Source organism: Chloroflexota bacterium (assembly GCA_020850535.1).
Classification (GTDB): domain Bacteria; phylum Chloroflexota; class UBA6077; order UBA6077; family JACCZL01; genus JADZEM01.
The window spans coordinates 119,361-145,277 of the sequence record JADZEM010000135.1 but is presented as its reverse complement, the minus strand read 5'-3'; the positions used below and the strand labels follow the sequence as shown (position 1 = coordinate 145,277).

General features: G+C 69.5%; 25 protein-coding genes. 11 read left to right on the top strand and 14 right to left on the bottom strand.

Going from position 1 to position 25,917, the window contains the following annotated elements; all coding sequences use genetic code 11:
- Positions 1–271: 271 nt before the first annotated feature.
- The 4 genes from IT306_20205 (at position 272) to IT306_20190 (ending at position 3,976) form a co-directional block, all read left to right on the top strand.
- Complete coding sequence (locus tag IT306_20205; protein ID MCC7370755.1) at positions 272–874, top strand: fasciclin domain-containing protein; 603 nt, start codon at positions 272–274, stop codon at positions 872–874.
- 396 nt (positions 875–1,270) lie between these two features.
- Positions 1,271–2,272: a DUF3500 domain-containing protein gene (locus IT306_20200; GenBank protein ID MCC7370754.1), complete on the top strand. Its 1,002-nt coding sequence runs from the start codon at positions 1,271–1,273 to the stop codon at positions 2,270–2,272.
- A 294-nt stretch (positions 2,273–2,566) separates the two neighbouring features.
- Positions 2,567–3,145: an NUDIX domain-containing protein gene (locus IT306_20195; protein ID MCC7370753.1), complete on the top strand. Its 579-nt coding sequence runs from the start codon at positions 2,567–2,569 to the stop codon at positions 3,143–3,145.
- 384 nt (positions 3,146–3,529) lie between these two features.
- On the top strand, positions 3,530–3,976 hold the full coding sequence (locus tag IT306_20190; GenBank protein ID MCC7370752.1) for an NUDIX domain-containing protein: 447 nt from the start codon (positions 3,530–3,532) through the stop codon (positions 3,974–3,976).
- Between the two features lie 108 nt (positions 3,977–4,084).
- Here the strand turns inward: IT306_20190 and IT306_20185 are convergent, their stop codons facing one another.
- From IT306_20185 to IT306_20175, 3 genes are all read right to left on the bottom strand, one after another.
- Positions 4,085–4,786 carry a histidine phosphatase family protein gene (locus tag IT306_20185; protein ID MCC7370751.1) on the bottom strand — a complete coding sequence of 234 codons (702 nt, stop codon included), beginning with the start codon at positions 4,784–4,786 and terminating at the stop codon, positions 4,085–4,087.
- A 145-nt stretch (positions 4,787–4,931) separates the two neighbouring features.
- Positions 4,932–5,249 (bottom strand): GNAT family N-acetyltransferase, encoded by a 318-nt coding sequence (locus IT306_20180; protein MCC7370750.1) that lies wholly within the window; start codon positions 5,247–5,249, stop codon positions 4,932–4,934.
- Between the two features lie 208 nt (positions 5,250–5,457).
- Complete coding sequence (locus IT306_20175; protein MCC7370749.1) at positions 5,458–6,231, bottom strand: SDR family oxidoreductase; 774 nt, start codon at positions 6,229–6,231, stop codon at positions 5,458–5,460.
- Between the two features lie 91 nt (positions 6,232–6,322).
- On the opposite strand from IT306_20175, the gene IT306_20170 reads away from it, so the two are divergent.
- Complete coding sequence (locus IT306_20170; protein MCC7370748.1) at positions 6,323–7,714, top strand: sulfatase-like hydrolase/transferase; 1,392 nt, start codon at positions 6,323–6,325, stop codon at positions 7,712–7,714.
- Between the two features lie 111 nt (positions 7,715–7,825).
- Here the strand turns inward: IT306_20170 and IT306_20165 are convergent, their stop codons facing one another.
- The 4 genes from IT306_20165 to IT306_20150 form a co-directional block, all read right to left on the bottom strand.
- On the bottom strand, positions 7,826–9,208 hold the full coding sequence (locus IT306_20165) for an amidase (GenBank protein ID MCC7370747.1): 1,383 nt from the start codon (positions 9,206–9,208) through the stop codon (positions 7,826–7,828).
- Between the two features lie 88 nt (positions 9,209–9,296).
- On the bottom strand, positions 9,297–9,992 hold the full coding sequence (locus IT306_20160; protein ID MCC7370746.1) for a hypothetical protein: 696 nt from the start codon (positions 9,990–9,992) through the stop codon (positions 9,297–9,299).
- Positions 9,993–10,344: 352 nt separating this feature from the next.
- Positions 10,345–11,217, bottom strand: a complete 873-nt coding sequence (locus tag IT306_20155; GenBank protein ID MCC7370745.1) for a ParB/RepB/Spo0J family partition protein — start codon at positions 11,215–11,217, stop codon at positions 10,345–10,347.
- 1 nt (position 11,218) lies between these two features.
- Positions 11,219–12,154: an AAA family ATPase gene (locus IT306_20150; GenBank protein ID MCC7370744.1), complete on the bottom strand. Its 936-nt coding sequence runs from the start codon at positions 12,152–12,154 to the stop codon at positions 11,219–11,221.
- A 227-nt stretch (positions 12,155–12,381) separates the two neighbouring features.
- Between IT306_20150 and IT306_20145 the strand changes: the two genes are divergently transcribed.
- Positions 12,382–13,938, top strand: coding sequence for a hypothetical protein (locus IT306_20145; GenBank protein ID MCC7370743.1), 1,557 nt, complete (start codon positions 12,382–12,384; stop codon positions 13,936–13,938).
- A gap of 376 nt (positions 13,939–14,314) precedes the next feature.
- Here the strand turns inward: IT306_20145 and IT306_20140 are convergent, their stop codons facing one another.
- Positions 14,315–14,719 carry a hypothetical protein gene (locus IT306_20140; GenBank protein MCC7370742.1) on the bottom strand — a complete coding sequence of 135 codons (405 nt, stop codon included), beginning with the start codon at positions 14,717–14,719 and terminating at the stop codon, positions 14,315–14,317.
- 274 nt (positions 14,720–14,993) lie between these two features.
- On the opposite strand from IT306_20140, the gene IT306_20135 reads away from it, so the two are divergent.
- Positions 14,994–16,607, top strand: coding sequence for a cellulase family glycosylhydrolase (locus tag IT306_20135; protein MCC7370741.1), 1,614 nt, complete (start codon positions 14,994–14,996; stop codon positions 16,605–16,607).
- A gap of 203 nt (positions 16,608–16,810) precedes the next feature.
- Here the strand turns inward: IT306_20135 and IT306_20130 are convergent, their stop codons facing one another.
- From IT306_20130 to IT306_20110, 5 genes are all read right to left on the bottom strand, one after another.
- Entirely contained in the window at positions 16,811–17,128 is a 318-nt protein-coding gene (locus IT306_20130; protein MCC7370740.1) for a hypothetical protein, read from the bottom strand.
- Between the two features lie 105 nt (positions 17,129–17,233).
- The gene (locus IT306_20125) at positions 17,234–18,451 is read right to left on the bottom strand and encodes a hypothetical protein (protein MCC7370739.1); all 1,218 of its coding nucleotides are present in this window, start codon (positions 18,449–18,451) and stop codon (positions 17,234–17,236) included.
- Between the two features lie 48 nt (positions 18,452–18,499).
- The gene (locus IT306_20120; GenBank protein MCC7370738.1) at positions 18,500–19,255 is read right to left on the bottom strand and encodes a transaldolase; all 756 of its coding nucleotides are present in this window, start codon (positions 19,253–19,255) and stop codon (positions 18,500–18,502) included.
- A 229-nt stretch (positions 19,256–19,484) separates the two neighbouring features.
- Complete coding sequence (locus IT306_20115) at positions 19,485–19,784, bottom strand: hypothetical protein (protein ID MCC7370737.1); 300 nt, start codon at positions 19,782–19,784, stop codon at positions 19,485–19,487.
- Between the two features lie 187 nt (positions 19,785–19,971).
- Positions 19,972–20,286, bottom strand: a complete 315-nt coding sequence (locus IT306_20110) for a DUF962 domain-containing protein (GenBank protein ID MCC7370736.1) — start codon at positions 20,284–20,286, stop codon at positions 19,972–19,974.
- Between the two features lie 711 nt (positions 20,287–20,997).
- On the opposite strand from IT306_20110, the gene IT306_20105 reads away from it, so the two are divergent.
- Positions 20,998–21,336, top strand: a complete 339-nt coding sequence (locus tag IT306_20105; GenBank protein ID MCC7370735.1) for a CBS domain-containing protein — start codon at positions 20,998–21,000, stop codon at positions 21,334–21,336.
- A 356-nt stretch (positions 21,337–21,692) separates the two neighbouring features.
- Here IT306_20105 and IT306_20100 read toward each other — a convergent pair whose 3' ends face one another.
- Positions 21,693–22,034 (bottom strand): hypothetical protein, encoded by a 342-nt coding sequence (locus IT306_20100; protein MCC7370734.1) that lies wholly within the window; start codon positions 22,032–22,034, stop codon positions 21,693–21,695.
- A 265-nt stretch (positions 22,035–22,299) separates the two neighbouring features.
- Between IT306_20100 and IT306_20095 the strand changes: the two genes are divergently transcribed.
- From IT306_20095 to IT306_20085, 3 genes are all read left to right on the top strand, one after another.
- Positions 22,300–23,274, top strand: a complete 975-nt coding sequence (locus tag IT306_20095) for a phosphoglycerate dehydrogenase (GenBank protein MCC7370733.1) — start codon at positions 22,300–22,302, stop codon at positions 23,272–23,274.
- Positions 23,275–23,407: 133 nt separating this feature from the next.
- Positions 23,408–24,493, top strand: coding sequence for a DNA-protecting protein DprA (dprA, locus tag IT306_20090; protein MCC7370732.1), 1,086 nt, complete (start codon positions 23,408–23,410; stop codon positions 24,491–24,493).
- Between the two features lie 367 nt (positions 24,494–24,860).
- Entirely contained in the window at positions 24,861–25,793 is a 933-nt protein-coding gene (locus IT306_20085) for a TIGR03621 family F420-dependent LLM class oxidoreductase (GenBank protein MCC7370731.1), read from the top strand.
- Positions 25,794–25,917 lie beyond the last annotated feature (124 nt).

The window sequence follows — 25,917 nt, the reverse complement described above, 5'->3', positions numbered from 1 at the left end:
AAGCAGAGATCTGCATGCAAGGAACATGATATGAACATAGTATTGATATAGTATGGACAGACTCCGTACCATTCGCCTTGCCATCGCGATCTTGGTGGTGGATTCGTGATCTGGTGATCTGGTCAGATGCGGAGGGAGCGAAGACGGTGGTCATCGCTCAGGCAGCGCCAGTCACCAGCATTCCTGGGAGGACTCTGTGCGGAACGTCCCCGCTTCCATCGCGCGCCGGGCGACTCGCTGGCTCGCCCTCTCCTTCGCGGCGGCTCTCGCCGTGACTATCTTTGCCCTGCCGTCTGCGGCGAGCGCGCAGGCGCAGCAACGGGACATCGTCGATACCGCCGTCGGGGCCGGTCAGTTCACCACGCTGGCGAAGGCCGTGCAGGCGGCCGGGCTGGTCGATACGCTGAAGGGCCCGGGGCCGTTTACCGTCTTTGCCCCAACGGACGCGGCGTTCGCCAAGCTGCCGCCCGGCACGGTAGATAGCCTGCTGGCAAATCCGGCCCAGCTGCGCGCCGTGCTGACCTACCACGTCGTGCCGGGGCGGGTCATGGCGAATCAGGTGACCAACGGCCTCAGCGCGAACTCGGTGCAGGGCGCACCGCTGACGTTCCAGGTAGGCGGCGGCTCGGTCAAGGTCAACAACAGCGCCACCGTGACCCAGGCGGACGTGATGGCCTCGAACGGCGTCATCCACGTCATCGACACCGTCCTGCTGCCGCCGGCCTCCCAGGGTGCGCCGTCCCAGCTGCCGCGCGCTGGCGAGGCCGACGTGCTCAACCCGCTCCCGATGGCGCTCGCGGGCCTGGCACTTCTGCTGATCGGCGGCATGGCGATGCTGTACAGCCCGCTGCTGGCTCGCTCGCGGCGCGGCTAACGCCCGCCACCTGCTTTTCACCTGCGACCTTCGCGCACGCCGACAGGCTACGGTTCCGTCACCCCACGGGATCGCAGCCATCTCTCCTGCCCCCGGCTCCTGCCCCCCAGGACAGGAGCCGGGGGTTTTGCACGTTGAGGGCGAGGCAGCCCGCCCTCTCACAGTGGCAGACATGCTCTTCCGGTAACGTATGCGCCTCCCAGTGTCGTCCTGAGCGTGCTCAGGACGACACGGGGAGGCGTGTATGCGTTGCATGAGATGACGGTCCGTTTCGCTGCGCTCAGGGGGTGAAGCTGTCCAGGCAGTTGCAGCCCGCAACTGTCAGGTTGGACTTGGTCTACACTACCCGGTACGACGTGGTGGCGCTGTTGCCACGCCCCTGGAGGGAGGACTCCGATGGCCGTCGATCTCGCACTGTCGTACCGCGCGCCGGCAACGGCCCGTGCCATGGCGGATGCTGCCGCCAACTTCCTCGACGCGCTCAACGTGGCCCAGCGCGCTGCTGCATCGTTCCCATTCACCGGGGACGAACGGTACGAGTGGAACTATCGTCCGACGCCGCGCAACGGTCTGCGCCTGATGAACATGACCCGCGAGCAGCAGGGGCTGGCGTTGGCCCTGGTCGACGCGGGCATGAGCGCTCGCGGTGCCGAGCAGACGCGCTGGATCATGACCCTGGACGACATCCTGCGCGAGCACGAGCGTCAGGATGGGCGGGTCTTCCTCGGCTGGCGTGACGCCGAGTACTACTGGTTCAGCGTCTTCGGGGATCCGCGCGGAGATGCACCCTGGGGCTGGCGCGTCGGCGGCCACCACGTCGGGCTGCACTTCACCATCGTGGACCGTGAGACGGTCGCCCCGACGCCCTGCTTTCTCGGCGCAAACCCGTCCCAGGTGCGCTACGGCGAGCACACGGGCACGCGGGCGCTCCCGGAAGAGGAAGACCTGCCGCGCGCACTGGTGCAGAGCCTCTCGGGGGCGGCCCGCGAGCAGGCGATCTTCAGCGAGAACGCTCCGCAAGACATCATGACGGACGCCTACCGCTCGCTGGACCGCTTCCTGCTGCCGCGCGGCGTGGCCTACCGCACCCTTGACGGCGAGCAGCGGACCCAGCTGGTCGGCATCGTGAAGCACTACATCGGGCGCGTGGCGAACGAGGTCGCCGGGCAGGAGTGGGAGAAGATCGAGCAGGCGGGGCTTGACGGCGTCACGTTCGCGTGGGGCGGCGCGACGGAAAAGGGGACGGGCCACTACTACGCGATCCAGGGGCCGACGTTCATCGTGGAGTACGACAACACCCAGAACGATGCGAACCACATCCACTCGGTGTGGCGGACGTTCGCCGGCGACTGGGGCGAGGACATCCTGGCGCAGCACTACGCGAGCGCGCACCGGTAGAGCGGACGGGGCCGCCGCCTGTGCTACGCGCGCAACATCTACTGTCAGCCTGAGCGGAGCGAGGCACGGGCCCCACCCCGTCATCCCGACCGTAGTGAGCTTGCGAACGAAGTGGAGGGATCTTCCCCTTCTCGGCGTGTGAGGAAGATCCCTCCGCTCCGCTCGTTCCTCGCTTCGGTCGGGATGACGGTAGAAGCCTAGTGGTCTATGTTGGACGATCGCTGCACGAGCAGCCCCTGGCCGGCGACCTGGGAGCCTGGGTGTGACCCCCATGCTGCCATCAGGACGGCCGGCGTGTACATGATGCTGGACGGCCGATTCCTGTTCATGGTCGGCCCAACGCCGGCTGGCGATCGGCTGGCCGTCATTCGGCTGGGCGGACATCGCGAGGGCAACGAGTCGGCGTGGGATTGCGCCGCCCGCGAGGTGCTCGAAGAGTCAGGCTTGACGATCTCGCCGCGTGTCCCGCCCTGCACCTACTGGCTTCAATTGGGCCGGCACGATCCCGGCCTGACCGTGCCGCCCCGCTGTGACTGGAGGCCGTCGGGCTCGGATGCGTCGCACGTGGACGCGCCGACGCCGTTCCTCATCGTGCAAGGCAGCGGCGCTGAGGTGGGCCAGCTCTCCGCCATGTACCTGGTGGATGCGGAGGGCACGCCCGCGCCGACGCATGAAGCACCGGGCCTGTTGCTGCTCCGTCCGCCCGAGATCCTCAAGCTGGTCGAGCAGCCGATGACGCTCGGCGCGTACCTGAGTGATGGTGGACAGGCGATCTTCCAGGAGCCGCTGCCCGAGTTGCTTCCGCTGGAGCCGTTCCTCCAGCTCCGAGTGCTGGCGACGCTCCTGCCGCATCACCCGCAGATCCTTCGCTGACCGTTACCGCGCCCGCCGAGGAGGGCGGCGGGGCGACGACGCTTGTTGATGGTTGCACCGTATCAACGCAGCCTCCGAGACAGCTGAAGGGCGGCATGAGCGCATTGAGTGCTCGGTTCTGTTGGCGTATGGCCAGCCATCGTGTCCATCGAGCGGAACAAACCTGGATTGGCCCCTGCCACGAGCGGGTCGGCGCCCCGGACACGGACGAGGCGAAGCTGGAAGGCACGGCGGTAGACGTCGGCTGCGAGCCGGCTCCCGACCCAGTTAAGTGTTGCCTATACTGCGCGATCAGTGCGCGACGAGGGCTGGCCGGCTAGCATCGCATGGTGCGATCGGACGGCTCGTGCCACGACGACTGCGAGGTTTCGGAAGGAGGTCGCCGTGCGCTCCATCCCCACCAAGCTGCTGGGTTCGGCAGCCGTCATTTTCGACGAGCAGGGCCGCGTCCTGCTCGTCAAGCACAGTTATGGTCGCCTCAACAGGGAACTGCCCGGCGGCCGTGGCGAAGAGAGTGAATCGATCGCCGCGACCGCCGTACAGGAGGTCCGAGAGGAGACTGGGCTCGAGGTGCGTGCCGAGGCCCTGACCGGCATCTACTACCAGCCGTGGCAGGACATGCACCACTTCGTCTTCCGGTGCGTCCGCGAGAATCCGGCCGCCACGCCGCGGCCGGATGCCCACGAGATCACCGACTGCGGCTACTGGCCGCCCGAGGACCTGCCACGCCCCATCAGCGACTTCACCGTCCGGCGCATCGGGGATGCGCTCTCCGGTGCCAGCAGCTCCATCCTGCCTGTCGCTGTCACTCCGCCTCAATGGTTGGAGTGACAGTCAATGAGAGGCACCCTCACAGGCTGGCGAGGCATGTACCCAGTGATCCTCGAATGGCCCACGCGATCACGCAGAGGAAAACTGTACGCGAGCGTCTCCGAGTTGTTACGGAAGCCGCTCTGATCGATGGTAGGTGATCTCCTGCGTCAGGTGGCCCCGGTCGTTCAGGCGCATGAGTGTCCAGCGCGGCCGGGGCCACGCGGCCGGATTGCCCTCGGTCGCCCATTCGGTGATCGACGTGGGGGCTATGCTGAGGTCAAAGCCGATCGCCAGCGGCAGACCGCCAAACACGATGAGGGAACTGGGAATTGTCTCGGCGTGGGCAACGACGACTACGGTCTCTCGCCAGTGCCGCGCCGCGATCTGCTCCAATGCTCGTCCTGTGCGTCCGACCATCTCGCTCCACGATTCGTTGCCCCGCTCGAAGGGGCGGAAGACGCCTCCTCCGGGCAGGCTGTGCTCCCGGCGATACTCGGTCCACGGCCTGCCGTCAGCATCTGGCGGCGTGTGCCAGGTGCAGAGGCCGCAATCCTGGATGATTCTCACGGGAACCAGTACTTCGCCAAGGATCTCGGCCGTCTCGATGGCGCGCGGCAGCACTGAGCAGTAGATGACACTCGGGCCGTGTTGGAGCTCGCCGAGGAGCCGTCGGGCCAGCCGTGCGGCCTGGTCACGCCCCGCTTCGGTGAGGCCACGACAGCCGCGCGGCCCGCCGACGATACCATCCTCTTTGTGGTGAGACGCGCCGTGGCGGACGAGAATCAGTCGCGTCGGTGTCTCGTGAGACCCGTCATGCGACTCAGGCATGCTGACATCCCTTTCAGCCGGTCGTTGGCTCCAAGATCAGCAAGAATGCCGAAGGGCGCGTTTTGTCTCCCGGAGCGGGAGACGTACACCGGAGCTTGCCAGACAGGGTGTCACCTCTTCCGATGGGCTGACCAGGGATGCACTGTCAGGATCGTGCTTCGGAGGGAGATACCTGCCACTCGTCGAGGAGGACGGCGTACTCCAGGCAAGCCGCCAACTGACCGCTTTTCGGCTCGACATCTTGATACAGACGAACAAACCGCAGGCCCGCCTTGGCGAGCACGCGAGCGGAGGCTCGGTTCGCTTCATAGCACCAGGAGGAGATTCGGTGGGCACCCAGCTCGCGGAAGGCGAATTTCACGATCTCGACGGCCGCCTCCGTGGCGTAGCCGCGCGCCCAGTACGATTGATTCAGCGCGTACCCGAAGCCACACTCGCCTGGTTCGGGATACCACCCCGGCAGGCGCGCTCGTCGATCGGCCCAACTGCTTCAGACTCTCCTGCTCGCCGGCCGTCAGGGCGCGCAGCGAATCCTTCCGTCGTCGGCTCATCTCATGCCTCCCAGACCACGGTCTACGCCAACTTGACCGGAATGGCCACTACCACGTCAAGTGGCCCGCTAGCGTCGGACGCCCCCGCGTGCGGGCAAGCGTCTGACTGGCGCAGGCCCCTTACACGCCCGGGCGGTAGACCTGCGCTTCCTTGACCGACACGCCGGCCGGCAGGTTCGCGATGTTCACGATGGCCGTTGCCACGTCTTCGCCGCGCAGCATCCGCGAGGGGTTCCATTCACCGCTCAGCAGGCGCGGGTCTGTCTCCCAGAACGTCGTGTCCATGCCGCCTGGGAAGACAGTCGTCACGCGGATGCCCTCCGGGCCAAGCTCGGCGGTCAGGCACTGGCCGAGGCCGCGCACCGCCCACTTCGACGACGAGTAGACCGACTCCCCGACGATGCCGCGCTCGGCCGCGATGGACGCCACGTTGATCAGGTGGCCGCTCTTCGCCCGCAGCATCGCCCGTGCCGCCTCGCGGCAGACGATGTAGAGGCCGCGCACGTTGACGTTGTAGACGCGGTCGAAGTCGGCCATCGGGGTCGTGGTGATCGGGCCAAAGTAGTAGACGCCGGCGCTGTTGACCACGGTGTCCAACTGGCCCCACTTCGCCATGACGGCCGCCACGGCCTCGGCCACCTCGCTCTCGTCGTTGACGTTCGTCTGGAGGGCCAGGCAGTCGCCGGCGATGCGGGCCACGTCCGCCCGCGTGGCTTCGAGGCGCGCCGTGTGCGTGTCCATGATGACGACCTTCGCCCCGAGCGCCGCCGACTGGAGGGCCACCTCGCGCCCGAGGCCGCTGCCGCCGCCGGTAATCAGGATCACACGCCCCTGGAGCCAGCTCATATCGTCCACCACCTCGTTGGAGCTTGCCGATTGTCTGACGATCTGCACGGCATAGTAGCACGGTCGTCCAGGAAGGGCGCGCTCCCCTATAACCTCTCCCCTATCCCCTCTCCCCTGGACTCTCTGGCTGGAGGCCTCGATGTCGCGGCTCCGTCCCGACCGCCCGAACGTCATCGTCTTCTTCACCGACCAGCAGCGCTGGGACTCCATCGGCCTGCACGGCAATCCGCTCGACCTGACGCCGAATGTTGACCGGCTGGCCCGGCGGGGCACTCACGTCCCGAACGCCTTCACGCCGCAGCCGGTCTGCGCCCCGACGCGCGCCTGCATGCAGACCGGCCTCTACCCGACGACGTCTGGCCTCTACCGGAACCATCTGCCGCTGCCGACGACCACCCCGACCATCGCGCGGCACTTCGCGGCGGCGGGCTACCGGACGGGGTACATCGGCAAGTGGCACCTCGGCAGCCGCGATCCGGTGCCGGCCGAGGAGCGGGCCGGCTACCAGTCGTGGCTGGCTGCGAACCTGCTGGAGTTTTGCTCGGACGCCTACGACACTGTCCTGTTTGACGAAGAGGAGCGCGAGGTCAAGCTGCCCGGCTACCGCGCAGATGCCCTCGGGGACGCGGCCATCCGCTACGTGGACGCCAACAAGGCCGAGCCGTTCTTCCTCTTCCTGTCGTTTCTGGAGCCGCACCACCAGAACCACCGCGACGACTACCCGGCCCCGGACGGCTACGCCGAACGGTACGCCGGCCGCTGGACCCCGCCTGACCTGGCGGCGCTCGGAGGGTCGTCGGCGAGCCACCTGGGCGGCTACTGGGGGATGGTCAAGCGGCTGGACGAGGTGCTCGGGCGGCTGCTGGACGCCCTCAAGAGCCTGGACCTGCTCGACGACACCATCGTGCTGTTCACGACCGACCACGGCTGCCATTTCAAAACCAGAAACAGCGAGTACAAGCGCTCCTGCCATGACGCCTCCGTGCGGGTGCCATTGGCGATCCAGGGGCCGGGCTTCGACGGCGGCGGACGCCTGCGCGAGATGGTCAGCCTGATCGACGTGCCGCCCACGCTCCTTGACGCGGCCGGCATCCCGGTCCCACCGGAGATGCAGGGGCAGTCGTTCCTACCGCTGACGCGCGGCGAGCGCGAGGGCTGGCCTGAGGAGGTCTTCATCCAGATCAGCGAGGCCCAGGTGGGCCGCGCGATTCGCACCGAGCGCTGGAAGTACAGCGTCTCGGCCCCAGACAAGGACGCCTGGAACGACAGCGGCAGCGACCGCTACGTTGAAGAGTTCCTGTACGACCTTGAGGCCGACCCGCACGAGCTGGTCAACCTGGCTGGCCTGGAGGCGTTCGCCGAGTTGGCCGCCGAGCTGCGCGAGCGGCTGATTCGGCGGATGGTGGCGGCTGGCGAGGCCGCGCCGACCATCGAGCCGGCCCCGCACCAGCCGGGCCGCGAGCGAGGCCTCAACCCTGGTGACTACCTCAAGCGGAGCGGGGTGATCGGGAAGTCGCCGCACCTACCGTAACGTCGGATCCTGGCACAGAGCCTGCGTCCGCGGCAGTGCGTTCGCTGTGCAGATTTCATCGTATCGTTGTTTGGAGACCCGATCAAGTAGCCGCCAACGTGAGATGGGCTCTTACAGGGGGGGTGGGAGCCAGCCGCCCGTGCCCGCTTCGACGGCGGACGCCAGGGCCAGCGCCACATCCTCGCGCCAGGGCCGCGCCACGATCTGCACACCGATCGGCAGGCCCGTGGCGGACGCGCCCGCCCGCACCACGGCGGCCGGCCAGCCTGTCAGGTTGTAGGGGTAGGCGTAGCTGTTGCCTCGGACCGGGCCATGTGGGCGCGCGGCCTCCGTGTCGACCGGGCAGAGGATCGCATCGTAGTCGGTCAGGAACGCGAGCATCGCCGCGCGGTAGCGGTCCAGGTCGGCGAGCAGCGCCGTCAGATCGCCCACGCTGCCAGTGGACCGTTCCACGGCGTCGAGCAATCCTGACATCGCCGGGTGCATGTCCGTCGCCGTCGTGCCCAGGGCCGCGATCTCGGCGCGCAGCCGCGTGCCGGCGTCGGCGTTGAACAGGCGGTGGAACAGCCCGGGCGCGTCGGCCAGCGCGGCCGGGCGCTCCTCCACCACCTGAACGCCGACGTCTCGCAGGGCGTCCGCCGCCCGGCCGATGGCGGCGACCGTCTCGGGCGAGGGACTGGCGATGCCGTTGTCGGCGTGTACTGCGATCCGCGGCGCGCGCAGATCGACGGCTGTAGGGTCGCCCTGCGGGGCAGGCACCGCGCCCGGATCACGCCCGTCCGGCCCAGCCATGACGGCCAGCCCCAGCGCGAGATCCTCGACGCGACGCGCCATTGGGCCGTTGTGCCAGAGCGGCTTGAGCAGGCCCACGATGGGCGAGAAGTAGCCGGTCAGCGGCACCCGCCCTGAGGTCGGCTTGAGGCCGGCGATCCCGCAGAAGTGGGCCGGCAGGCGGATGCTGCCGGCCAGATCGTTGCCGACGCCGAGCGGCGATCCGCCAGCCGCGATGATCGCCGCCTCGCCGCCGCTCGATCCGCCGGGCGTACGGGCGAGGTCGTACGGGTTGTTGGTCCGTCCGTGGACGAGGTTGTCCGTCACGAACGCCAGCGCCATCTCGGGCAGGTTGGTCTTGCCCAGGATGACCGCGCCGGCCGCCCGCAGCCGCGCCACGACGGTCGCATCCTGGCCCGGCACACAGCCAGCCCGGCCGCGCGTCCCACCCGTGCAGGGTAGGCCAGCCACGTCGAGGTTGTCCTTGACGGTGACCGGTACGCCGTGCAAAGGTCCGGCTGGGGCGCCATCGGCAAGTCTGGCGTCGGCGGTGCGTGCAGCAGCGAGCGCGCCAGCGGCGTCCAGGTGGATGATCGCGTTCAGCGACGGGTTCACGGCGTCGATGCGGCGAAGATGGGCTTCGACCAGCTCGACCGACGACACCTCGCGATTTCGGACGGCCCGCGCCATCGACGCTGCCGAACGAGAGACCAGCTCGTCCATTGCTGCACTCCTGAGCGCACCCGGGGCCTGCTGGCAGGGCAGCAGCATCATAGCTGGCCGTCATCTGCCTGGGGTCAGGCGTCTCAGATCACGTGCCCGGGCCGACGGCCTCTGACAGCAGCGTGTAGCTCTCCACCAGCAGCCGCGCGATCTCCGCCAGCAGCGGGCTGTCCGGGTCTTTGCCCTCGCGGTTCCACCGGTCGGACAGGTCCATCGCGGCGGCGCGGGCATCGGCGGCCGGCAGCAGCTCGGCGGCGGGCCGCTGGTAGACCTCGGCGTAGGTCTCAGCCAGGGCCTGTGCCAGCGCCGAGCGGTCCGGGTACTGCTCGCGGTTGCGATGGACGGCCCACCAGTTGACCTCCAGACGCGCCGCCCGCTCCACGTCGTAGCGCCCGCCGATGGGCTCGCGGACGTAGGCGTAGAAGTCGCGCATCAGGGCCTCGGCCAGCCCGTCCTGCGCCCCCTGGCGCGACCAGACCACCTGGGCCTGGGTGTTGACGTAGCCAGCGTAGACGGCCTGCGAGAGCGAGAGGCCGAACGCGCTCCGGAGCATCCGGATCATCGAGTCGAGCAGGCCCGGCCACTGCTGCAGGTAGTACTGCACCCAGGCCCGTTGCTCCAGCCGCCCGACCGTCCGCGGATCGAAGCCCGCCAGCGCCGAGCGCCCCGGCACACTCGGCGGCGTGGTCGCGATGGCGTAGGCCAGGATGGCCGCCGCCAGCAGCCCGCCGCCGCCGCCGAACGCCAGCCCGAGCCGCTTCGCGCGCTCCCGCGCGAGTCCCATCGTTCGCCCCCCTGTGCACCGCCGACGCCGCCGGCTTACCCGGGTGGTACGCCCTCCGGTGGCAGCCGGATCATCGGCCACCAGGTTCCAACGAGCACAGCACCTCGCTTAGCCTGAGTGAATGTCATCGCGACCAGAGCGAGGCAGGAGCGTCCACCTCGTCATCCCGACCAGAGCGAGGCAGGAGCGCCCACCTCGTCATCCCGACCAGAGCGAGGTACGAGCGGCGTGGAGGGATCTCCCCCGGCTCACCTACACCGGCGCGAGGACGATCCCTCTATTTCGCTCGTACCTCGCTACAGTCGGGATGATGACGGGGACCTGCGCACCGACGCGATCGATGCCTGACGAGTCACTTGCGTTCACTGTGCGCTGGCGACGCCTGGGCGGCCTCGACCTCGGCCAGGAGCTGGGCGACGCGGGCCTGGATGCGCCGCAGGTGGGCCTCCCCGACCTCGGTCACCGCTCGGACCATCGCCAGCTTGCGGTCCACGTCGGCGAGGCGGCCGTCGTCGATGCAGTAGGTGTTTTGCTGCAAAACACTCTGAACCGCCGCGTTGAGGTCGGCGCGCGGCGTCGCAGCCGCCGTGTCGAGCAGGCGGGCGAGGTCGGCGTCGTCGCGGATCGGGGCGAGCGTCATGGCGCGGGCGATGTCGAGCCGCTCCTCCTCCAGCGCCCGTGCCAGCAGCGGCCGGTCGGCGATCCGCAGCCAGCGCGAGATGGTGCCCGGCGAGATGCCGGTCCCCCGGCTGATCTCGCGGACGCCGAGGCCAGAGGCCGCCAGCAGCTGGATCGCCTCGATGCGCTCCTTGCCCGTCAGATCGACCCGCTGGACGTTCTCCACGAGGTTCATGAAGAATTCGCGGTGGGCGTCGACCTGGGTCTTGATCAGGGCCGGGATCGATTCCAGCCCGGCCCGGACGGTCGCCCGCAGGCGGCGGTTCCCGGCGATCACCCGGTAGCCGTCGCCGTCCGGCGTGACCAGGATCGGCTGCAACACGCCGTGCTCGCGGATCGAGGCGGCCAGCTCGTTCAGCTTCTCCTCGTCGTAGCCGCGCCGGCTGTTGCGCGACTCCGGCGTCTCGGCGATGCGCTCGACGGGCAGGTTCGCGACGGTGACGGGCCGCAGGGCACGCTCGGCCTCGGCGGCCAGCGTACGTTGCTCCTGGGCATCAATGGGGCGGTCGGCCACGACGCCGATCTTGAGCGTTCGGGTGCGCGCCATCTCAGCCCTCCACCTGCCGCGTTCGGGCGGCGCCCGTCGCGACGGCGCGGGTCGTCGGCCCGTACCGCTCCAGGTCAGCCAGGATGGCCTCGGCGACCGGCCGCCAGAGCCGCCCGCGCAGGGAGTAGGTCAGCACGGCGCGGCTCTCGGGGATGGCCGGCAGGACCGGGTGTCCGAATCGCTCCCCGAGCAGCGCGATCTGCTGCAGGAACGCCGTGTGCTCGCTCCAGCGGGCCTTGACCCGGACCGGCAGGAGGCCCAGCACCCGTGTGAACGGGTGCTCGTGGCGGGTCTGCTGGAGCACCAGCAGCATCCGCTCCAGCGCCCTGACCGCCTGGTGCTCGGGCATGGCCGGCACGATGACGGCGTCGGCGCGGGCCACGCCGGGCAGGCTGTCGTCCAGGGCAGGCGGCGTGTCGATCAATTCGACGTGGGGCGTGAACGGCAGCGGCTCGCCGTCCTGCACCAGCGCGATAGCCTTCGAGTAGCGGCCGTCCTCGCAACCGTGGTCGCGCAGGATATCGCGCAGCCCCTGCTGCGGATCGAGGTCGCGCAAAATGACGCGCTTGCCGGCCCGGGCCAGCTCCCGCGCGAGGTACCAGGTGGTGGTGGACTTGGCGACGCCGCCCTTCCGGTGGGCGACACAAACGGTGTACCAGACCTTCTCGACGATGGGCGGCAGGCTCGGGCGGTCGTCTGCGGCTCCTGGGCTGGCGCCGATCTCGACAAGGGCCGGCAGCGCCGCGCACGGATCCTCGCCGCGCTCGATCCGCAGGATCTCGTCCACGGGGTAGCGGACGCCGCCGCGCAGCTTGACCCGGCGGATGCGGCCATCGCGCGCCATCCGCTCGAGGGTGCGCGGGTTGCAACGCCAGCGCTCGCACAGCTCGGCAGTGGTCAGCACGGTCGGCAGCTCAGGCATCGCTACATGGACCATCGGCTGCGCCTCCTGTCGTTCCCTGTCGTCTTGACAGAGGATACGGGAGGGTCTCAGGCCGCGCCTCCGACCCGCGTCACAGGTGGATCACATTCTGCGCCGGCCTGGAGCCGCATGCGACGCCGCCGGGCATTCCCTCGTTCTCTCCTCGGGATGTGGTACACCCATCTGGTGCTCAGCGGGGAGACTCGTCTGCTCGTACGCGGTGCAGCAGACGCGGAGGGCGTGTGAGCGTGCTTCCTGGTGAGGAACAGGCCGGTCCGCCGACAGCAGGCGGGTCTCAGACGCCGCCGACTGGGCCGCCAGGAGTTGAGCCGTCTGCATCCTCGGCGGCCGACGCGGTAGCGGCGCTGCGTCGTGAGGCGGCCGAGCGGGCAGCGCGGCTTCGCCCGAGCCGCGAGGCGCGAGAGCGGCTCCGCAACCAGCAGGCGATCGCCATGTATCGGCGGCCGATGCGCGCCTGGACGACGACGACGGTGCTCGCGGCGGCGGTTGCCGTCGTCGCCGTGCTGATCGGGTTGGCCGGTGTGGGCGGGCTGCTGCTGCGCCTGGGCGCGCCCCTGGCCCTGCCCGCCGCTGCGCCCGTCGCCGAGCGCCCGGTCCCCACCGAGATCCCGACGGTCGAGCCGGCCCCCCGCCCGACACCGGAGATCCTGGACGGGCCTGAGATCAGCGTCGGGATGGTCGAGGCGAACGGCCCGGTCGCAACGTGTGCCCTGCACGAGCGCTTCAACGATCTCGGCTCGCGGATCGGGCTGGCGATGGTGGGGCACTGCGTCGAGGATCCGAAGCCGGCTCCGACAGGTGACGTCCGGCAGCGGACGGTGCATGGCGAGCTGTTCTGGTTCGCCGTGGACAGCCGCGCGGCGTTCACGGACGGCGCGCACGTCTGGACGACGGGGCCGGACGGCATCGTGCGGCGGCGCATCGAGGAGCGGTTCGCCTGGGAGCGCGACGCCGACGCCGGTCCCCGCCCCACCAGCAACACGCACGTCCTGCCGCCGGCCCTGCCGGGGGCGGTGTTGCCCGCGAAACGGATCGTCTCGTACTACGGCAACCCGCTATCGAGCGGTATGGGCATCCTGGGGGAGCTGCCGCCGGAGAAGCTGTTCCCACGGCTGAAGCAGCAGGCGGACGGCTACCGCTCGGCGGACCGCAGCCGGCAGGTCGTGCCGGCCCTGGAGCTGGTGGCCGTGGTGGCGCAGGCCGAGCCGGGCGCGGATGGCCTGCACCGCCTCCGCATGGACACGGAGCTGATCGAGAAGGTCTCAGCCTGGGCCGAGGAGCAGGGCTTCCTGCTGATCCTGGATGTGCAGATCGGCTGGGGCAAGGTAGACGACGAGGTCGCGTGGCTGCTGCCCTTCCTCAAGCGTCCGCACGTCCACCTGGCGCTCGATCCCGAGTTCGCGATGCCGCGCAGCCAGAAGCCCGGCGAGCGGATCGGCACGATGGACGCCGCGGCCATCAACGGCGCAATGAGGACGCTGTCGAAGCTGGTGGAGCAGGAGAACCTGCCGCCGAAGCTGCTCATCGTCCACCGCTTCACCGAGGAGATGGTGACGAACTACAAGCGGATTCAGACCGACCCGCGCGTACAGGTGGTGATGGTGATGGACGGCTTCGGCGGGCCGCACATCAAGACCCGCCAGTACGACGAGCTGATCGTGGAGCAGCGCGTCCAGTACACGGGGTTCAAGCTGTTCTACAGGCACGACGAGCCGCTGATGACCCCCGACCAGGTGCTGCTGCTGGACCCTGCGCCGGACGTGGTCATCTACCAGTAGGTCGTGGGCCGTGGGCCGTGGGCCGTGGGCCGTGGGCCGTGGGCCGTGGGCCGTGGGCCGTGGGCCGTGGGCCGTGGGCCGTGGGCCGTGGACGATTGTGAAAACGTGCAAGTACCCATGTCATCCTGAGCGCAGCGAAGGACCTCACCCGCTGACCGTCAGGTGTCGCGTCACCCTGCGACGTTAGCTTGTGCTTCACGCTCCGAGCGTCAACGCTCCCGTTACCCGCTGACCGTCAGGCGTCGCGTCAGCGGGTGAGGTCCTTCGCTGCGCTCAGGATGACATGGGTACTTGCACGTCTTACACACGAGTTGCGTTCGGCTCCGTGCGAGGCTGTCCGCCTGCGAACGCGCAGGAGCGGCGGTGAGCCGGCCGATCAGTAGGTGGCCGGCTCGCCGAGCGGGCGGGACTGGCCCTCGAGCGTCGTCGCCGACGGGCGCGTCGTCAGGAACGCCACGAAGATCAGCCCCAGGATCAGCCCGCCGAGCGTCGCGCTCGCGCCGGCCAGCAGCGCGACCAGCAGATAGCCCGCGTGCCGCAGCAGGCCCTTCGCCCGCAGCACCACCAGCGAGAGCAGCGTGCTGCCGACCACCGCCAGGACCGCCCCGAACGTCAGCCCCTGCTCGAAGCCGTAGACGCCGCCGGCCGCCATCACGACCAGCCCCGCCACAGCCGACAGCATGGCGATCCCCAGGATGCCGGCGATCAGGTAGACGAGGTAGAAGCCGAACGCCTGCCAGAAGGTGCGCTGATGACCGAAGGCGTTGAGGTGCTGGAACATGTGGATGACTCCTTCCGCATGACCGCGGTACGTTCTGTTCTCAGCGTACGCCCGTCCCGGACGGCAGACGTTCGCACCGGCGTCATCTGGGCTGTTCGCTCGCTGACTCCTGGCGGCACCGGAAGCGCTGCACCCGGAAGAGTCGCACCCGGAAGAGTTGCACCCCGACCGTGCCAGAGAATCACCCCGTGCGGGTCATGATCGACTGGCCGTCCCCGCCACGTTGTCCGGAAGGAGAGCGCCAACGCAGCGCGCTCGTCTCGGACAGGCACGCATGGATCTCCAGACGCTCGCACGCTCGCTGTCAGACCGCTCACGAACCGCCCTCTCCCGACCGGCCGCTGCGCGCTGCTCCGCCGCTGCGCGGCATGCCCATGGGCGCTACGCGCTCTGGCTCGTCCTGATCGTGGCCGTCGCCCTGGCGCAGATCCTCCCGATGCAGAGCCGCGCCGTGCAGGCCAGCAGCCCCGGCTCGCGCATCTCCTGGCAGGGCAGCTCGTGGTACCTCCACGGCGCGAACGTCCCCTGGTACGGCTGGGCCTGTGACTTCGGCTGCGGCCCCAACAGCGGCGGCGTCAGCGCCTCCTGGACCCGCGACATCCTCAGCCAGCGCTTCGCCCAGGCCCGCGCCAGCGGCATCCGTGTCCTGCGCTGGTGGACCCTCCCTGGCAACGCCTGGCAGATCAACCGCGACGCCAACGACCATCCCACCAGCCTGAATCCGGCCGTCTACGCCGACTTCGACGCTGCCCTCCAGCTCGCCGAGCAGCACGACCTCTACTACAACTTCGTGCTGTTCTCCGGCGCGAGCGGCATCCCGGCCGGCTGGCTCAGCGATCCCACCCAGCGCGCCAAGCTCGCCGCGGCCCTGACGCCCCTCTTCGCGCGGTACAACGGCAACCCGCGCGTCCTGAGCTGGGAGGTCTTCAACGAGCCAGACTTCGACGTCTGGAACGACCGCGTCACCGAGGCGAACCTGAAGGCGACCGTCCAGGCCGTCGCGAACGCCGTCCACGCCAATTCGTCCGCGATGGTGACGGTCGGCATGGGCTTCGCCGATGGCTTGCCGATGGTCAAGGGGGCCGGCCTGGACTACTACCAGGCCCACTGGTACGACTACATGGGCGGCGGCACCTACTGCATGCGCTGCAACTCGTACAGCTGGTACCAGAGCGGGATGGGCCTCGACGCGCCGCTGGTGGTCGGGGAGAGCTACGCCAGCGCCAGCACAGACGCCCTGCAGCGCTTCGAGGATTTCTACAGCAAGGGCTACGCCGGCTACTGGGCATGGTCGCTCTTCCCCGAGCGCACCTACGACCAGATGTCCGTCGACCTGAGCGCCTCCGCGACGTTCGCCGGCCGCCATGCCGACCTGGGACCGCGCGGCGGCTCCGGCCCGCTGCCAACCTCGACGCCGGCCGCCCCAACCGCTACCCCGTCCGCGACGCCCCCGCCAGCCACCCCAACCGCTACCGCCACGGCAACCGCCAGCGCCACCCCAACCGCCACCAGCACGCCGGCTGGCCCCACTCGGACCCCGACCGTCGCGCCAACCCGCCGGCCCGGCCGAGGCGTCAAAGTGCGGACCTCCGTGCTCGCGCCGGCGACAGCGGGCGGCCAGTCCAGGCTGCAGGTGACCGTGTCGGCAAGCTCGGTGGACGGCCCGGCCAACGCGCTTCACGAATTGCGCTTCGGCCAGCCCCAGAATGCCACGGTGGATGTCGGGGCGCTGCGTGGGCAGCGCGGACCGCTGAACTACAGCGTGAGCCAGAGCACCGCCGAGCTGACGTTCACCGTGAACCGCCTCGCCGACGGTGCGTACTTCGTGCCGTTCACCGTTGTGGACGAAGACGGCCTCTGGACGACGTTCGTCGGGGCCGGCCGCTGATCGGCATCCTCTGGCGCGGGGGAGGTCACCGCGCGCACGCTGTCCGGCACGGCGCAGGTTGCCGTCCGCGCCGCCCGGCAGCACGATACCGCGCAGCTCCGGCCCGGAGAGTCTGCCTCCGTACCATCACTATGCATCGCCCGTCGTGGACGGCCGTTGCACCGATCTGACCGCCACACGACCGACGCCGGGGACACCCCACGCTACCCGGGGAGTGCATCGAGAATCGTGCGTTCCTGTGCACTCAGGTGAGTACGCAGTTCGGGTGCCTCTTCCAGGATTGCCTGTGCGTCTGCGAGATCCTGAAGCCGTTTGGAGCGGCGGCGAGCCGGATCCGTACCTGCCCGCAACTTCTCGTGCAGCAGATCCAGACGCCCGATCACGCGTGGTGGCAGGCCGGCGGCGTCCAGGATCTGAGCAAGCGCCATCAGGGCTGGTCGTTTCGTCCGATCCATCTCGCCTCGAAGGAGATGCCACCGGGCATCAAGCAGGAAACCGACCTCAAGTCCGTTGCGCGCCATACCCTCATCATACGCTGACGCTCGGCGACGAGGCGGTGTCCGGCGCGGCAGCCGTGCCATCGCAGCAGGACACGACGCGCTCCGGCGACGGTCCATCGGCGTCGTTCAGCGGATGGACGGCATCCAGTGGGTCGCCGCGCGGTGGTACCGTTCGAACATCGTGTGCATCCAGCGGCGCGCACGGTACTCCGGCCGCCGGCGCAAGAACGACGCGCCCGCCACGGTCAGGATGACACCGCGCGGCAGCTCGTCCTCGCCGTGCGGGATCAGCTTCAGCAGCTCCGTGGCGACCATCGCGAGCTTCGCCGCCGCACGGCGCGTCTCTCGCGAGATGAACCACGTCGGCGGATGCCACGTCGCCTTGTCGTACAGGTATTCTGCCAGCAAGCCGCCACAGAGGATCTCCGTCCGGCCATCGCCAGGGTAGCCGGCCGGTGCGTCCGGCTGCTCGACGGTGAACACCGGCCCGAGCGTCGGCCCCGGCCGGGTGGCCGTACCAGCCCCTGTCTCGTAGGGCCGCCATGCGCTGTCCATGCTGGAATGGGCCTGCACGGCGCCCGGGGGCGCATCGCCAGACGCCGGCGCCAGCTCGCGGTCACGCCAGGGGAACTGCGTGATCTCCATCCAGAGCTCGATCTCGGCGCGGGTGCGGGCGGGCAACGGAGCTGCCCCGATCCGCCGGTCCACGCCGGCCGCCAGCCCGCGCAGGATGCCCGGCCCCAGGTAGACGGCCTCGCGAGCGTAGTCGCCGGCCGGTCCGAGCCACACGGCGACCCCGTCTGCCGCCTCCTCGGCGGCCAGCAGCGGGAACAGGGTCCGCCCGTCGAGAACTTCTGCCGGTGGCCCGTCGTCGTAGGGGCCGGCTGGGTGCGTGCAGATCCTGATGAGATGGTCGAAGCCCCAGGTGACCGTCTCGAAGCGTCGCTCCTCGCGCCGCTGGACGTACCAGCGCGCGTCGAGCAGCGCCGCAAGCTGTCCCGGGGCCGGCTGCTCCAGCAGCGCTTCGAGCGCCTGAACCTCCGCGAGCGTCCGCGCGTCGAGCGCCGGCGGCCCCGCTTGTGTTGTGCCGGCCGCGCCGGCGGTGAAGAGCGCCATGATGGCGGGGTTCAGGAGCGGCGTCTCCGGGGAGCCTGAGGGGATCGGCTGCGACGGGACCACCGTGGACGGCTCGAACAGCGAGCCGAGGGCCTGCCCGGCAGCCTCGCCGGCCGCCTCGGACCAGCTCCAGCCACCGCCGCTCTCGCCCGACGACGAGGACGCGTCACCACCGCTGCTGGTGCTGCCGCCGTCGCCGACGCCTGACCAGGAGTCTTCGTCGCGCATGGGGACGCCCGCCCTCCAGACAGTCAGCGGGAGACGGCCTGCCCGACGCTACAGCGTGAACCCCGCTGCCACCGCGTCCGACCGGAACATCTTCACGGTGTCCAGCGAGTACTCGTCCAGATCCTTGCCCACCAGCGACAGCTTCTTCAGCACGTCCGGCGTCACCGTGATGATGTGGCAGCCGATGCTGTCCGCCTGGAACACGTTCAGCAGCTCGCGCGGGCTGGCCCAGATCAGCTCGCAGTCGGCGTACGGTCGCAGGATCTCGACCGCCTCTGCCATCAGCGGCACCGGATCGACGCCCGTATCGGCGATGCGCCCCGCGAAGACCGAGACGTAGCTCGGCGCGCCGCCCGCCAGGTTGCTGACCACGTCCTCAACCTGCGCCAGCGTCATCAGCGCCGTCACGTTGACCTTCACGCCAGCATGGCTCAGCGTCCGAATCAGCGGCCCCGTCGAGACGCCCTGCGTGTTCGAGACCGGGATCTTCACGTAGACGTGCTCGCCCCAGGACGCGATCTCGCGGGCCTGCCGCTCCATCTCGTCAAGGTCGTCCGAGAAGACCTCGAACGAGATCGACCGGTCGGGGATCGCCGCCAGCACCTCGCGAGCGAACGCCCGGTAGTCGGTGATCCCGGCGTTCCGCATCAACGTCGGGTTCGTGGTGAATCCCGAGATGCGCTGGTCCGCGTACAGGGCCAGCATGCTCGGCAGATTCGCCCCATCGGCAAAGATCTTCACACGCAGCCGCTCGACGCTCGGCGTCGATGCGCGAGCGACCGGTTCGCGGGCTGTCGTCGTCATCGCACTGCACCTCGTGTGCTCATCGACTTGGCACGGGCAGGCGACACGCGCGAGCGATCTGCCCGAATGGAGACGCACCACCAGCACCGGCCAGAGTCGGCAGCAGGCGTGGGGGTCGGATTGTACAACGCTCGCCGAGAGCAACGCTCACAGCGCGCACACGACCTGAAACGGGCAGTGCAGCGAAACAGGGACGCCGCCACGTCCCGACTGTGGGGATCAGATGCCGCTACGCCGGGTCCACCAGCGTGCGCGGCAGCTCCGCCCCCTCGCGCGCCGGGGTCGTCAGATAGTCGTCCTGCGGCTCGCCGTCGTAGGAGACCGTTACCGTATCCGTCGCGCCGTCCTGAACGACCTGGGTCACCTCGCCGGTCCGATTGGTGATCTTGGCGCGGACCCGGTCCCCGACGGCAAACTGGCGCTCCTGCGACGACGGCTGCTCGTGCTGTGGCTCCTGGTGCTGTGGCTCCTGGTGCTGTGGCTCCTGGTGGCGTGGTTCCTGGCGCTGACTGCGCTGCTGTCGTGGCATCGTGAGACAGGCCTCCTTCTCAGATATGGGCTCAGGCATGGACTCAGGTATGGGTCCAGGCGCACTGCTGCGCCACGCCCAGGAGACCTCAGTCGCACGGAGCGGACCACCCGCCGCCCACGGCCCACGCCCTACGGCCCACGCCCTACGGCCCACGCTCTACGGCCCACGCTCTACGGCCCACGCCCTACGATGCTGCTCCCACCCGCTTGAGCATCTTCGTGGCCCACCACCGCACCCCGACGAACAGAAACCGTGGATCGCTGAAGAACTCCGGCGGCTTTCCCTCAAAGGCGTGCCCCACAAACTGGAATCCCCACCCGATGCTGAACAGCGCCAGCGGCACACGCCAGAACCGGCCCAGCACCAGCGACACCAGAAACAGCGGGACCGACGCCGCGATCATCGGGATGCCGAACGCGTGGCACACCTGATTCACGGGGTGCGTGTGACCCTTTGCGTACTCCGTGACCCACTCGGCGCTCGTGCGCCCCCTGGTGATCCAGCTCAGCATTGGCCGTCCTCCCGCCTGCCGGGCGGGCGACCTGCCTGCCCGTCCCGATCTCTCGCCGTCAGCTTCCAGCACGCGGCCCCGACACAGCCTTGCCCGCGCCGCTCGGACTCGCCTCACCAGTATCGCGCGAGCCGGCCGGCCCGCAGAAGCATTCCCCGCCAGGAAGCGCCCACGATGTCAGCAAGCCAACAGCAGCCCGCCCTCCGCCGACGCCGCATCGACTCCCCAGGCCGATTTCACCCTGCGGTCGCCGTGCGTCTGACCCGCTGGGGCTTGACCGTTTTCCTGCCTGCCCAGCATCATGCCTGGAGCGTGGCGAGCGCCTCACTGCCCGGACCGATCACTGCTGCGACGGGAGAGCCTCCGATGAAACGCCAGACCATCGCCGATGCGGCTGGGCGGGTCACCGCGCCCGGCTTCGCTGACCTGCCCTCAGATGCCGGCCAGGAGGCCGTCTCGCTGGTCGTCCGGGGCGGCGAGTTGATCGCCGTCGTGCCGCCGGGCGTCCCCGATGAGGAGGTCGAGCAGAACGCCATTGTCCTGCGCGGCGTCCTCCGTCTCGAGGATGAGCGCGTGCTCACCTTCCAGGTGTCCGTGCAGGCCGGCAGCACCAACTTCCAGGATCTGCACGCCAGCCTGCACCCGGACACGGTCGCGGCCTCGGCCGGCAGCCAGGCGGGCCTGACCGCCCGCGACATCATGGCCCGCGAGATCGTCACCGTCGGCTCGGACATGCTGGTGGAGGATGCAGCCAAGCTGCTGGCCTACCATAACATCAGCGGCATGCCCGTCGAGGATCCAGACGGCAAGATCGTCGGCATCGTCAGCGAGGCCGACGTCATCGGCCACATCGGCGCGACGGTCTCCGAGGTGATGACCGGGCAGGTCATCAGCGTCACCGAGAGCGCGACGGTCGAAGAGATCGCCACGCTGCTGGCCGAGCACCACATCAAGCGCGTGCCCGTGATGACTGGCGGCGCGATTCGCGGCATGGTCAGCCGGTCAGACCTGGTGCGAGCTATCGCCGCGCGCCGCTGACCGCGCCTGACGCCTCCTCAGCGCCTCGCCAACGAAGACAACGCGGCCGGCTATGTGGTGGGCTGATGCATGGCCGGCCGCGCCTGCCCCATCGCCCGGGAGCGGCGAGGGCCGCTCCGGCGCCGCCGCCTCCCCAGGCCCATCGCCTCGGTCCGGCCCCTCCAACTCCGCCACCTCACCAGGGCTTCACCGTCGACCCGGTCACGGTGTCACGCGCGGCAATCGCCGACGGGCTACCCGCCGTCCACGCCTGTGACCTCCACGCCAGTGACCTCCACGCCAGTGACCACTGCGATGACGGACGTCAGGCGGTCCTGCCAGCGCCGCCCGCGGCCGTCAGCCACACGGGCTGCGGACTAGAACTGGCGCTTCGCGTCAGCCAGCGCCTCGGAGCCGGGCTTGCGGTCCATCCAGTAGGTGCCCCGCGGCCGGTGCTTGATGTGCAGCGGATCCTTCAGAATCCCGAACACCACGCCGAACGGCACCATGACCGTGAAGTAGAAGACGGTCAGCAGAATCCGCGCTTGCGTGTCCGCTGCCTTCTGGGAGAGCGCACGCCAGCGGCTCCAGCCGTGGCTCGCCCGGCCGCGCATGCCGCCCTCGGCGTTGCGCCCGGTGATGAACACGAATGTCGGGATGACGATGACGATCGCAATCAGCACGATCGCCCAGATCGGAATCGGCAGGTCGTGGAACATCGGGATCCTTTCCGAAGGCTGCCGGCGGCAGCGGGAAGTCGCCCGAGTAACCCAGGCGGCCCAGACGGCCAGGGTGGCAGACAGCGACGGCGGATTCTGTCAGCGGGAGCGGCACGACGTCAAGAGAAGGCCGTCACAGCGGGGATGGTTCGCTGCCCGGCGAATCGACCTCTGGGGTAGCATTCTGCCATCCACATCGAGGCGCGTGTGACGCGGGGCGCCCGGCGATCTTCCCGGGAGAAGCCCGCGGGAACGAGGACGGATCATGGCGAGAGTGCTCCTGACGACGATGCAGGTTTCGAGTGCCACCGACGATCTGCTGCGTCCCCTGATCGAGGCCGGCCACGAGCTGGTGCTGCTGCCGAACGCCCAGGCGCATCAGGAGGACATCCTCGCCGAGGCGGCGACCACCAGCGCGGCGGCCATCACGGGCGTCGAGCCGTGGACCCGCCGCGTGATCGAGTCTGCACCGGACCTGAAGATCATCTCACGGACGGGCGTCGGGTACGACGCCATCGACATCGACGCTGCCAACGACAACCGCGTCCTGGTCGCCACGACGCCGGGCGCGAACCACCACTCGGTGGCAGAGGCGGCCATCGGACTGATCCTGGCGGCGCTGCGCCGCTTCGCGCACGCCGATCACCAGATGCGGACGACAGGCTGGAATCCGCGCCCCTACGGCGTGGAGCTGCGGAACAAGACGGTAGGGGTGATCGGGACGGGGCTGATCGGCAAGGAGGTCGTGAAGCGGCTCCAGGGCTGGGAGGTCACCATCCTGGTCTCGGACGTGGTGCGCGACACCGAGTTCGCTGAGCGGTACGGCGTGCAGTACGTCGAGCTGCCGGAGCTGTTCGCGGCGGCGGACGTGATCACGGTGCATGCGCCGCTGCTGCCCTCCACCCACCATCTGGTGAGCGAGACGGTGCTCCGGGCGATGAAGCCGACGGCCTACCTGGTGAACACGTCGCGTGGGCCGCTGGTGGACGAGGCCGCGCTGGCCATCGCCCTCAAGGAAGGGTGGATCGCCGGCGCGGCGCTGGACGTGTTCGAGACGGAGCCGCTGGCCGCGAACAGCCCGCTGCTGGGCCTCCGCAACATCACGCTGACGCAGCACATCGCCGGGGTGACCTGGGAGTCGATGCAGGCGATGACGGCGATGGCGGTCGAGAGCGTGGCGGCGGTCCTGCGCGGCGAGGTGCCGCGCACCATCGTCAACCCGCGGGCGGCGCGCAGCTAGACGAGTGAGTGGGTCGGGGCTGAGCCGTCTCCGACCCGCCGTCCCCTGGGCCTGCTAGAATCGGCGCGACTCCCGGCGCCCTCGGTTTCTGGGCTGGACGGCGGGGCAGGCAGGGGGCGTCGTGGCGGCGGGCATGGACGAGCGAATCTACTGGGTGCTGCTGACCCAGGTCAGCCAGATCGGGCCGAGCCGCTTCAGGCGGCTGCTGGACCATTTCGGCAGCGCTGAGGCGGCGTGGCGCGCCCCGCTGCTCGATCTGGCAGCCGCCGGCCTCGACCGGCGCTGCATCGAGTCGCTGGCGACGCTGCGCCAGAAAACCGGGCCGGAGGCTGAGGCGCGGCGGCTGGAACGGGCCGGCGTCTCCGCGCTGATCCTGGACGACCCGGCCTACCCTGACGCCCTCCGCGAGATCGCGGATCCGCCGCCGGTCCTCTACGTGTCGGGGCAGATCACCCCCGCCGATGACTGGGCCATTGCCGTCGTCGGGACGCGCCGCTCCACGACCTACGGTCGGCAGGCGACCGAGAAGATCGTGGGTGAGGTGGCGCGGTCTGGGGTCACCATCGTGTCGGGGCTGGCGCGCGGGATCGACACCTGCGCGCACCACGCCGCGCTGGCGGCCGGTGGCCGGACGATTGCCGTGCTCGGGAGCGGGCTGGACAAGGTCTATCCGACCGCCAACCAGGCGCTGGCCCGGCAGATCGCCGAGCAGGGCCGGGGGGCCGTCATCTCGGAGTACCCGCTCGGTGTGCCGCCGGACGCCCAACACTTCCCGCGTCGGAATCGGATCGTGTCAGGCTTGTCGAAGGCGATCCTGGTGGTCGAGGCGGACTACAAGAGCGGCGCGATGATCACCGCCACGCAGGCCGCCGAGCAGGGCCGGGACGTGTTCGCCGTGCCGGGCAGCATCTTCAGCCCGATGTCGGCCGGGCCGCACCAGCTGATCCGCGAGGGCGCCAGGGTGGTCACCGACGCGTCGGACATCCTGGAAGAGCTGCACCTGACGGCCGTGGTCGAGCAGCGGGCCACGCGCGAGGCGTTGCCGGCCGACCCGACCGAGGCCGCCGTCCTCCGCCTGCTGTCCGACGAGCCGACCCACGTGGACGACCTGACGCGGGCGGCCGGACTGCCGTCCTCAGTCGTCACCTCGACGCTGACTATCCTGGAGTTGAAGGGGATGGCCCGGCAGCTCGGGCAGATGCAGTACGTCCGCGCGTAGGGCAGCCGACGGCCGGTTTCGGCTCCGGCCTCGGCCGGCCAGCGCACGGCCATCACGTGGCGCGTCGGACGGCTCCCCGAGCGCGACGATCTCCCCGAACCCCATCGGACGTCCCCGCCAGACAGGAGCCCGACGCCTGAAAGCTTGATAGAAGCGGGACGAGCGCCACCATCGAGCCGCGGATGCCGCCGGCAACGGGCCAGTCCAGCCCACAACTGCACCGCCAGCGTCGGCGACCCAGACCCCTGAGACGAATCGAGTCCGGCTCGCCGACGCTGGCGGCGCGGATGGTCTCTGCCGTCGCCATGCGTGACTGACAAACGCGTTGTGATGGCGCACTGATCCGCCGAACGGGCACGATTGGCTCATGAGACCATTCAGATTCGGCGTCAACGTCAGGACCGCTGCCTCCCGAAGCGCCTGGGCCGACAAGGCCCGAAAGGTTGAGTCGCTGGGTTTCAGCACGCTGCTGATCCCCGATCACCTTACCGACCTGATGCCGCCGCTCCTCTCGCTGGTGAGCGCCGCCGAAGCCACCAGCACGCTGCGGCTCGGGACGTTCGTCCTGAACAACGACTTTCGGCATCCGGTCCTGGTGGCGCGTGAGGCCGCGGCGCTGGACCTGCTCTCCGATGGTCGGCTGGAGCTTGGGCTGGGAGCGGGCCACATGCAGGCCGAGTGCTACCAGGTGGGCATCCCGTTCGACCGGGCCCCGGTCCGCATCGCGCGGCTGGCCGAAGCGGTCCAGGTCATCAAGACGCTGCTGGCCGGCGGCACGGCCTCGCTCGGCGGGCGCCACTACACGATCCGCGAGCACCAGGGGTTCCCGCCTCCCGTGCAACGCCCCCGGCCGCCCATCCTGATCGGCGGGAACGGCCCGAAGCTGCTCTCGGTGGCCGCGCGCGAGGCCGATGTCGTCGGGTTGACCGGGCTGGGCTTCCCACGCGGCGGCAGCGCCGTGGACGTGGCCGGCTTCAAGGCCGCCAGTGTTGACGAGCGAGTGGCCTGGGTGCGTGCTGAAGCCGGCCCGCGCTTCGCCGAGCTGGAGCTGAACGCGCTGATCCAGCGGGTGATCCCTACCGACGACGCCCGTGGAACGGCCGCCGAACTGGCCACGCACTTTCCCGCCCTGACGGTGGATGATGTGCTGGAATCCCCGTACCTGCTGATCGGCACGGTGGACGAGATGGTCGCAGCGCTCCAGGCGCGCCGTGTGCGCTGGGGAATCTCGTACTGGGTCACCCACGAGCCGTTTCTGGATCAATTCGCGCCGGTGGTGGCACGCCTCAACGGTCTATGACGGGCGGTGCGTGCGCACGCTCTTGCCACCCCCAACACAAGGCACTGGGCATACTGCCTAGATCGTCGTTTGGGCACATACGACATGCAACTCGCCGTCAACTGTCGACAAGGAGGCGAAGTCT

Bases quoted from the DNA above. Each gene is read 5' to 3' on its own strand.
- IT306_20200 (MCC7370754.1), top strand. From the start codon at position 1,271: ATGGCCGTCGATCTCGCACTGTCGTACCGCGCGCCGGCAACGGCCCGT.
- IT306_20085 (MCC7370731.1), top strand. From the start codon at position 24,861: ATGAGACCATTCAGATTCGGCGTCAACGTCAGGACCGCTGCCTCCCGA.
- dprA (MCC7370732.1), top strand. From the start codon at position 23,408: ATGGACGAGCGAATCTACTGGGTGCTGCTGACCCAGGTCAGCCAGATC.
- IT306_20140 (MCC7370742.1), bottom strand. From the start codon at position 14,719: ATGTTCCAGCACCTCAACGCCTTCGGTCATCAGCGCACCTTCTGGCAG.
- IT306_20130 (MCC7370740.1), bottom strand. From the start codon at position 17,128: ATGGCGCGCAACGGACTTGAGGTCGGTTTCCTGCTTGATGCCCGGTGG.
- IT306_20160 (MCC7370746.1), bottom strand. From the start codon at position 9,992: ATGGGACTCGCGCGGGAGCGCGCGAAGCGGCTCGGGCTGGCGTTCGGC.
- IT306_20120 (MCC7370738.1), bottom strand. From the start codon at position 19,255: ATGACGACGACAGCCCGCGAACCGGTCGCTCGCGCATCGACGCCGAGC.
- IT306_20105 (MCC7370735.1), top strand. From the start codon at position 20,998: ATGGCCCGCGAGATCGTCACCGTCGGCTCGGACATGCTGGTGGAGGAT.
- IT306_20135 (MCC7370741.1), top strand. From the start codon at position 14,994: ATGGATCTCCAGACGCTCGCACGCTCGCTGTCAGACCGCTCACGAACC.
- IT306_20155 (MCC7370745.1), bottom strand. From the start codon at position 11,217: ATGGCGCGCACCCGAACGCTCAAGATCGGCGTCGTGGCCGACCGCCCC.
- IT306_20095 (MCC7370733.1), top strand. From the start codon at position 22,300: ATGGCGAGAGTGCTCCTGACGACGATGCAGGTTTCGAGTGCCACCGAC.
- IT306_20150 (MCC7370744.1), bottom strand. From the start codon at position 12,154: ATGGTCCATGTAGCGATGCCTGAGCTGCCGACCGTGCTGACCACTGCC.
- IT306_20115 (MCC7370737.1), bottom strand. From the start codon at position 19,784: ATGCCACGACAGCAGCGCAGTCAGCGCCAGGAACCACGCCACCAGGAG.
- IT306_20125 (MCC7370739.1), bottom strand. From the start codon at position 18,451: ATGCGCGACGAAGACTCCTGGTCAGGCGTCGGCGACGGCGGCAGCACC.
- IT306_20165 (MCC7370747.1), bottom strand. From the start codon at position 9,208: ATGGACGAGCTGGTCTCTCGTTCGGCAGCGTCGATGGCGCGGGCCGTC.
- IT306_20100 (MCC7370734.1), bottom strand. From the start codon at position 22,034: ATGTTCCACGACCTGCCGATTCCGATCTGGGCGATCGTGCTGATTGCG.
- IT306_20170 (MCC7370748.1), top strand. From the start codon at position 6,323: ATGTCGCGGCTCCGTCCCGACCGCCCGAACGTCATCGTCTTCTTCACC.
- IT306_20185 (MCC7370751.1), bottom strand. From the start codon at position 4,786: ATGCCTGAGTCGCATGACGGGTCTCACGAGACACCGACGCGACTGATT.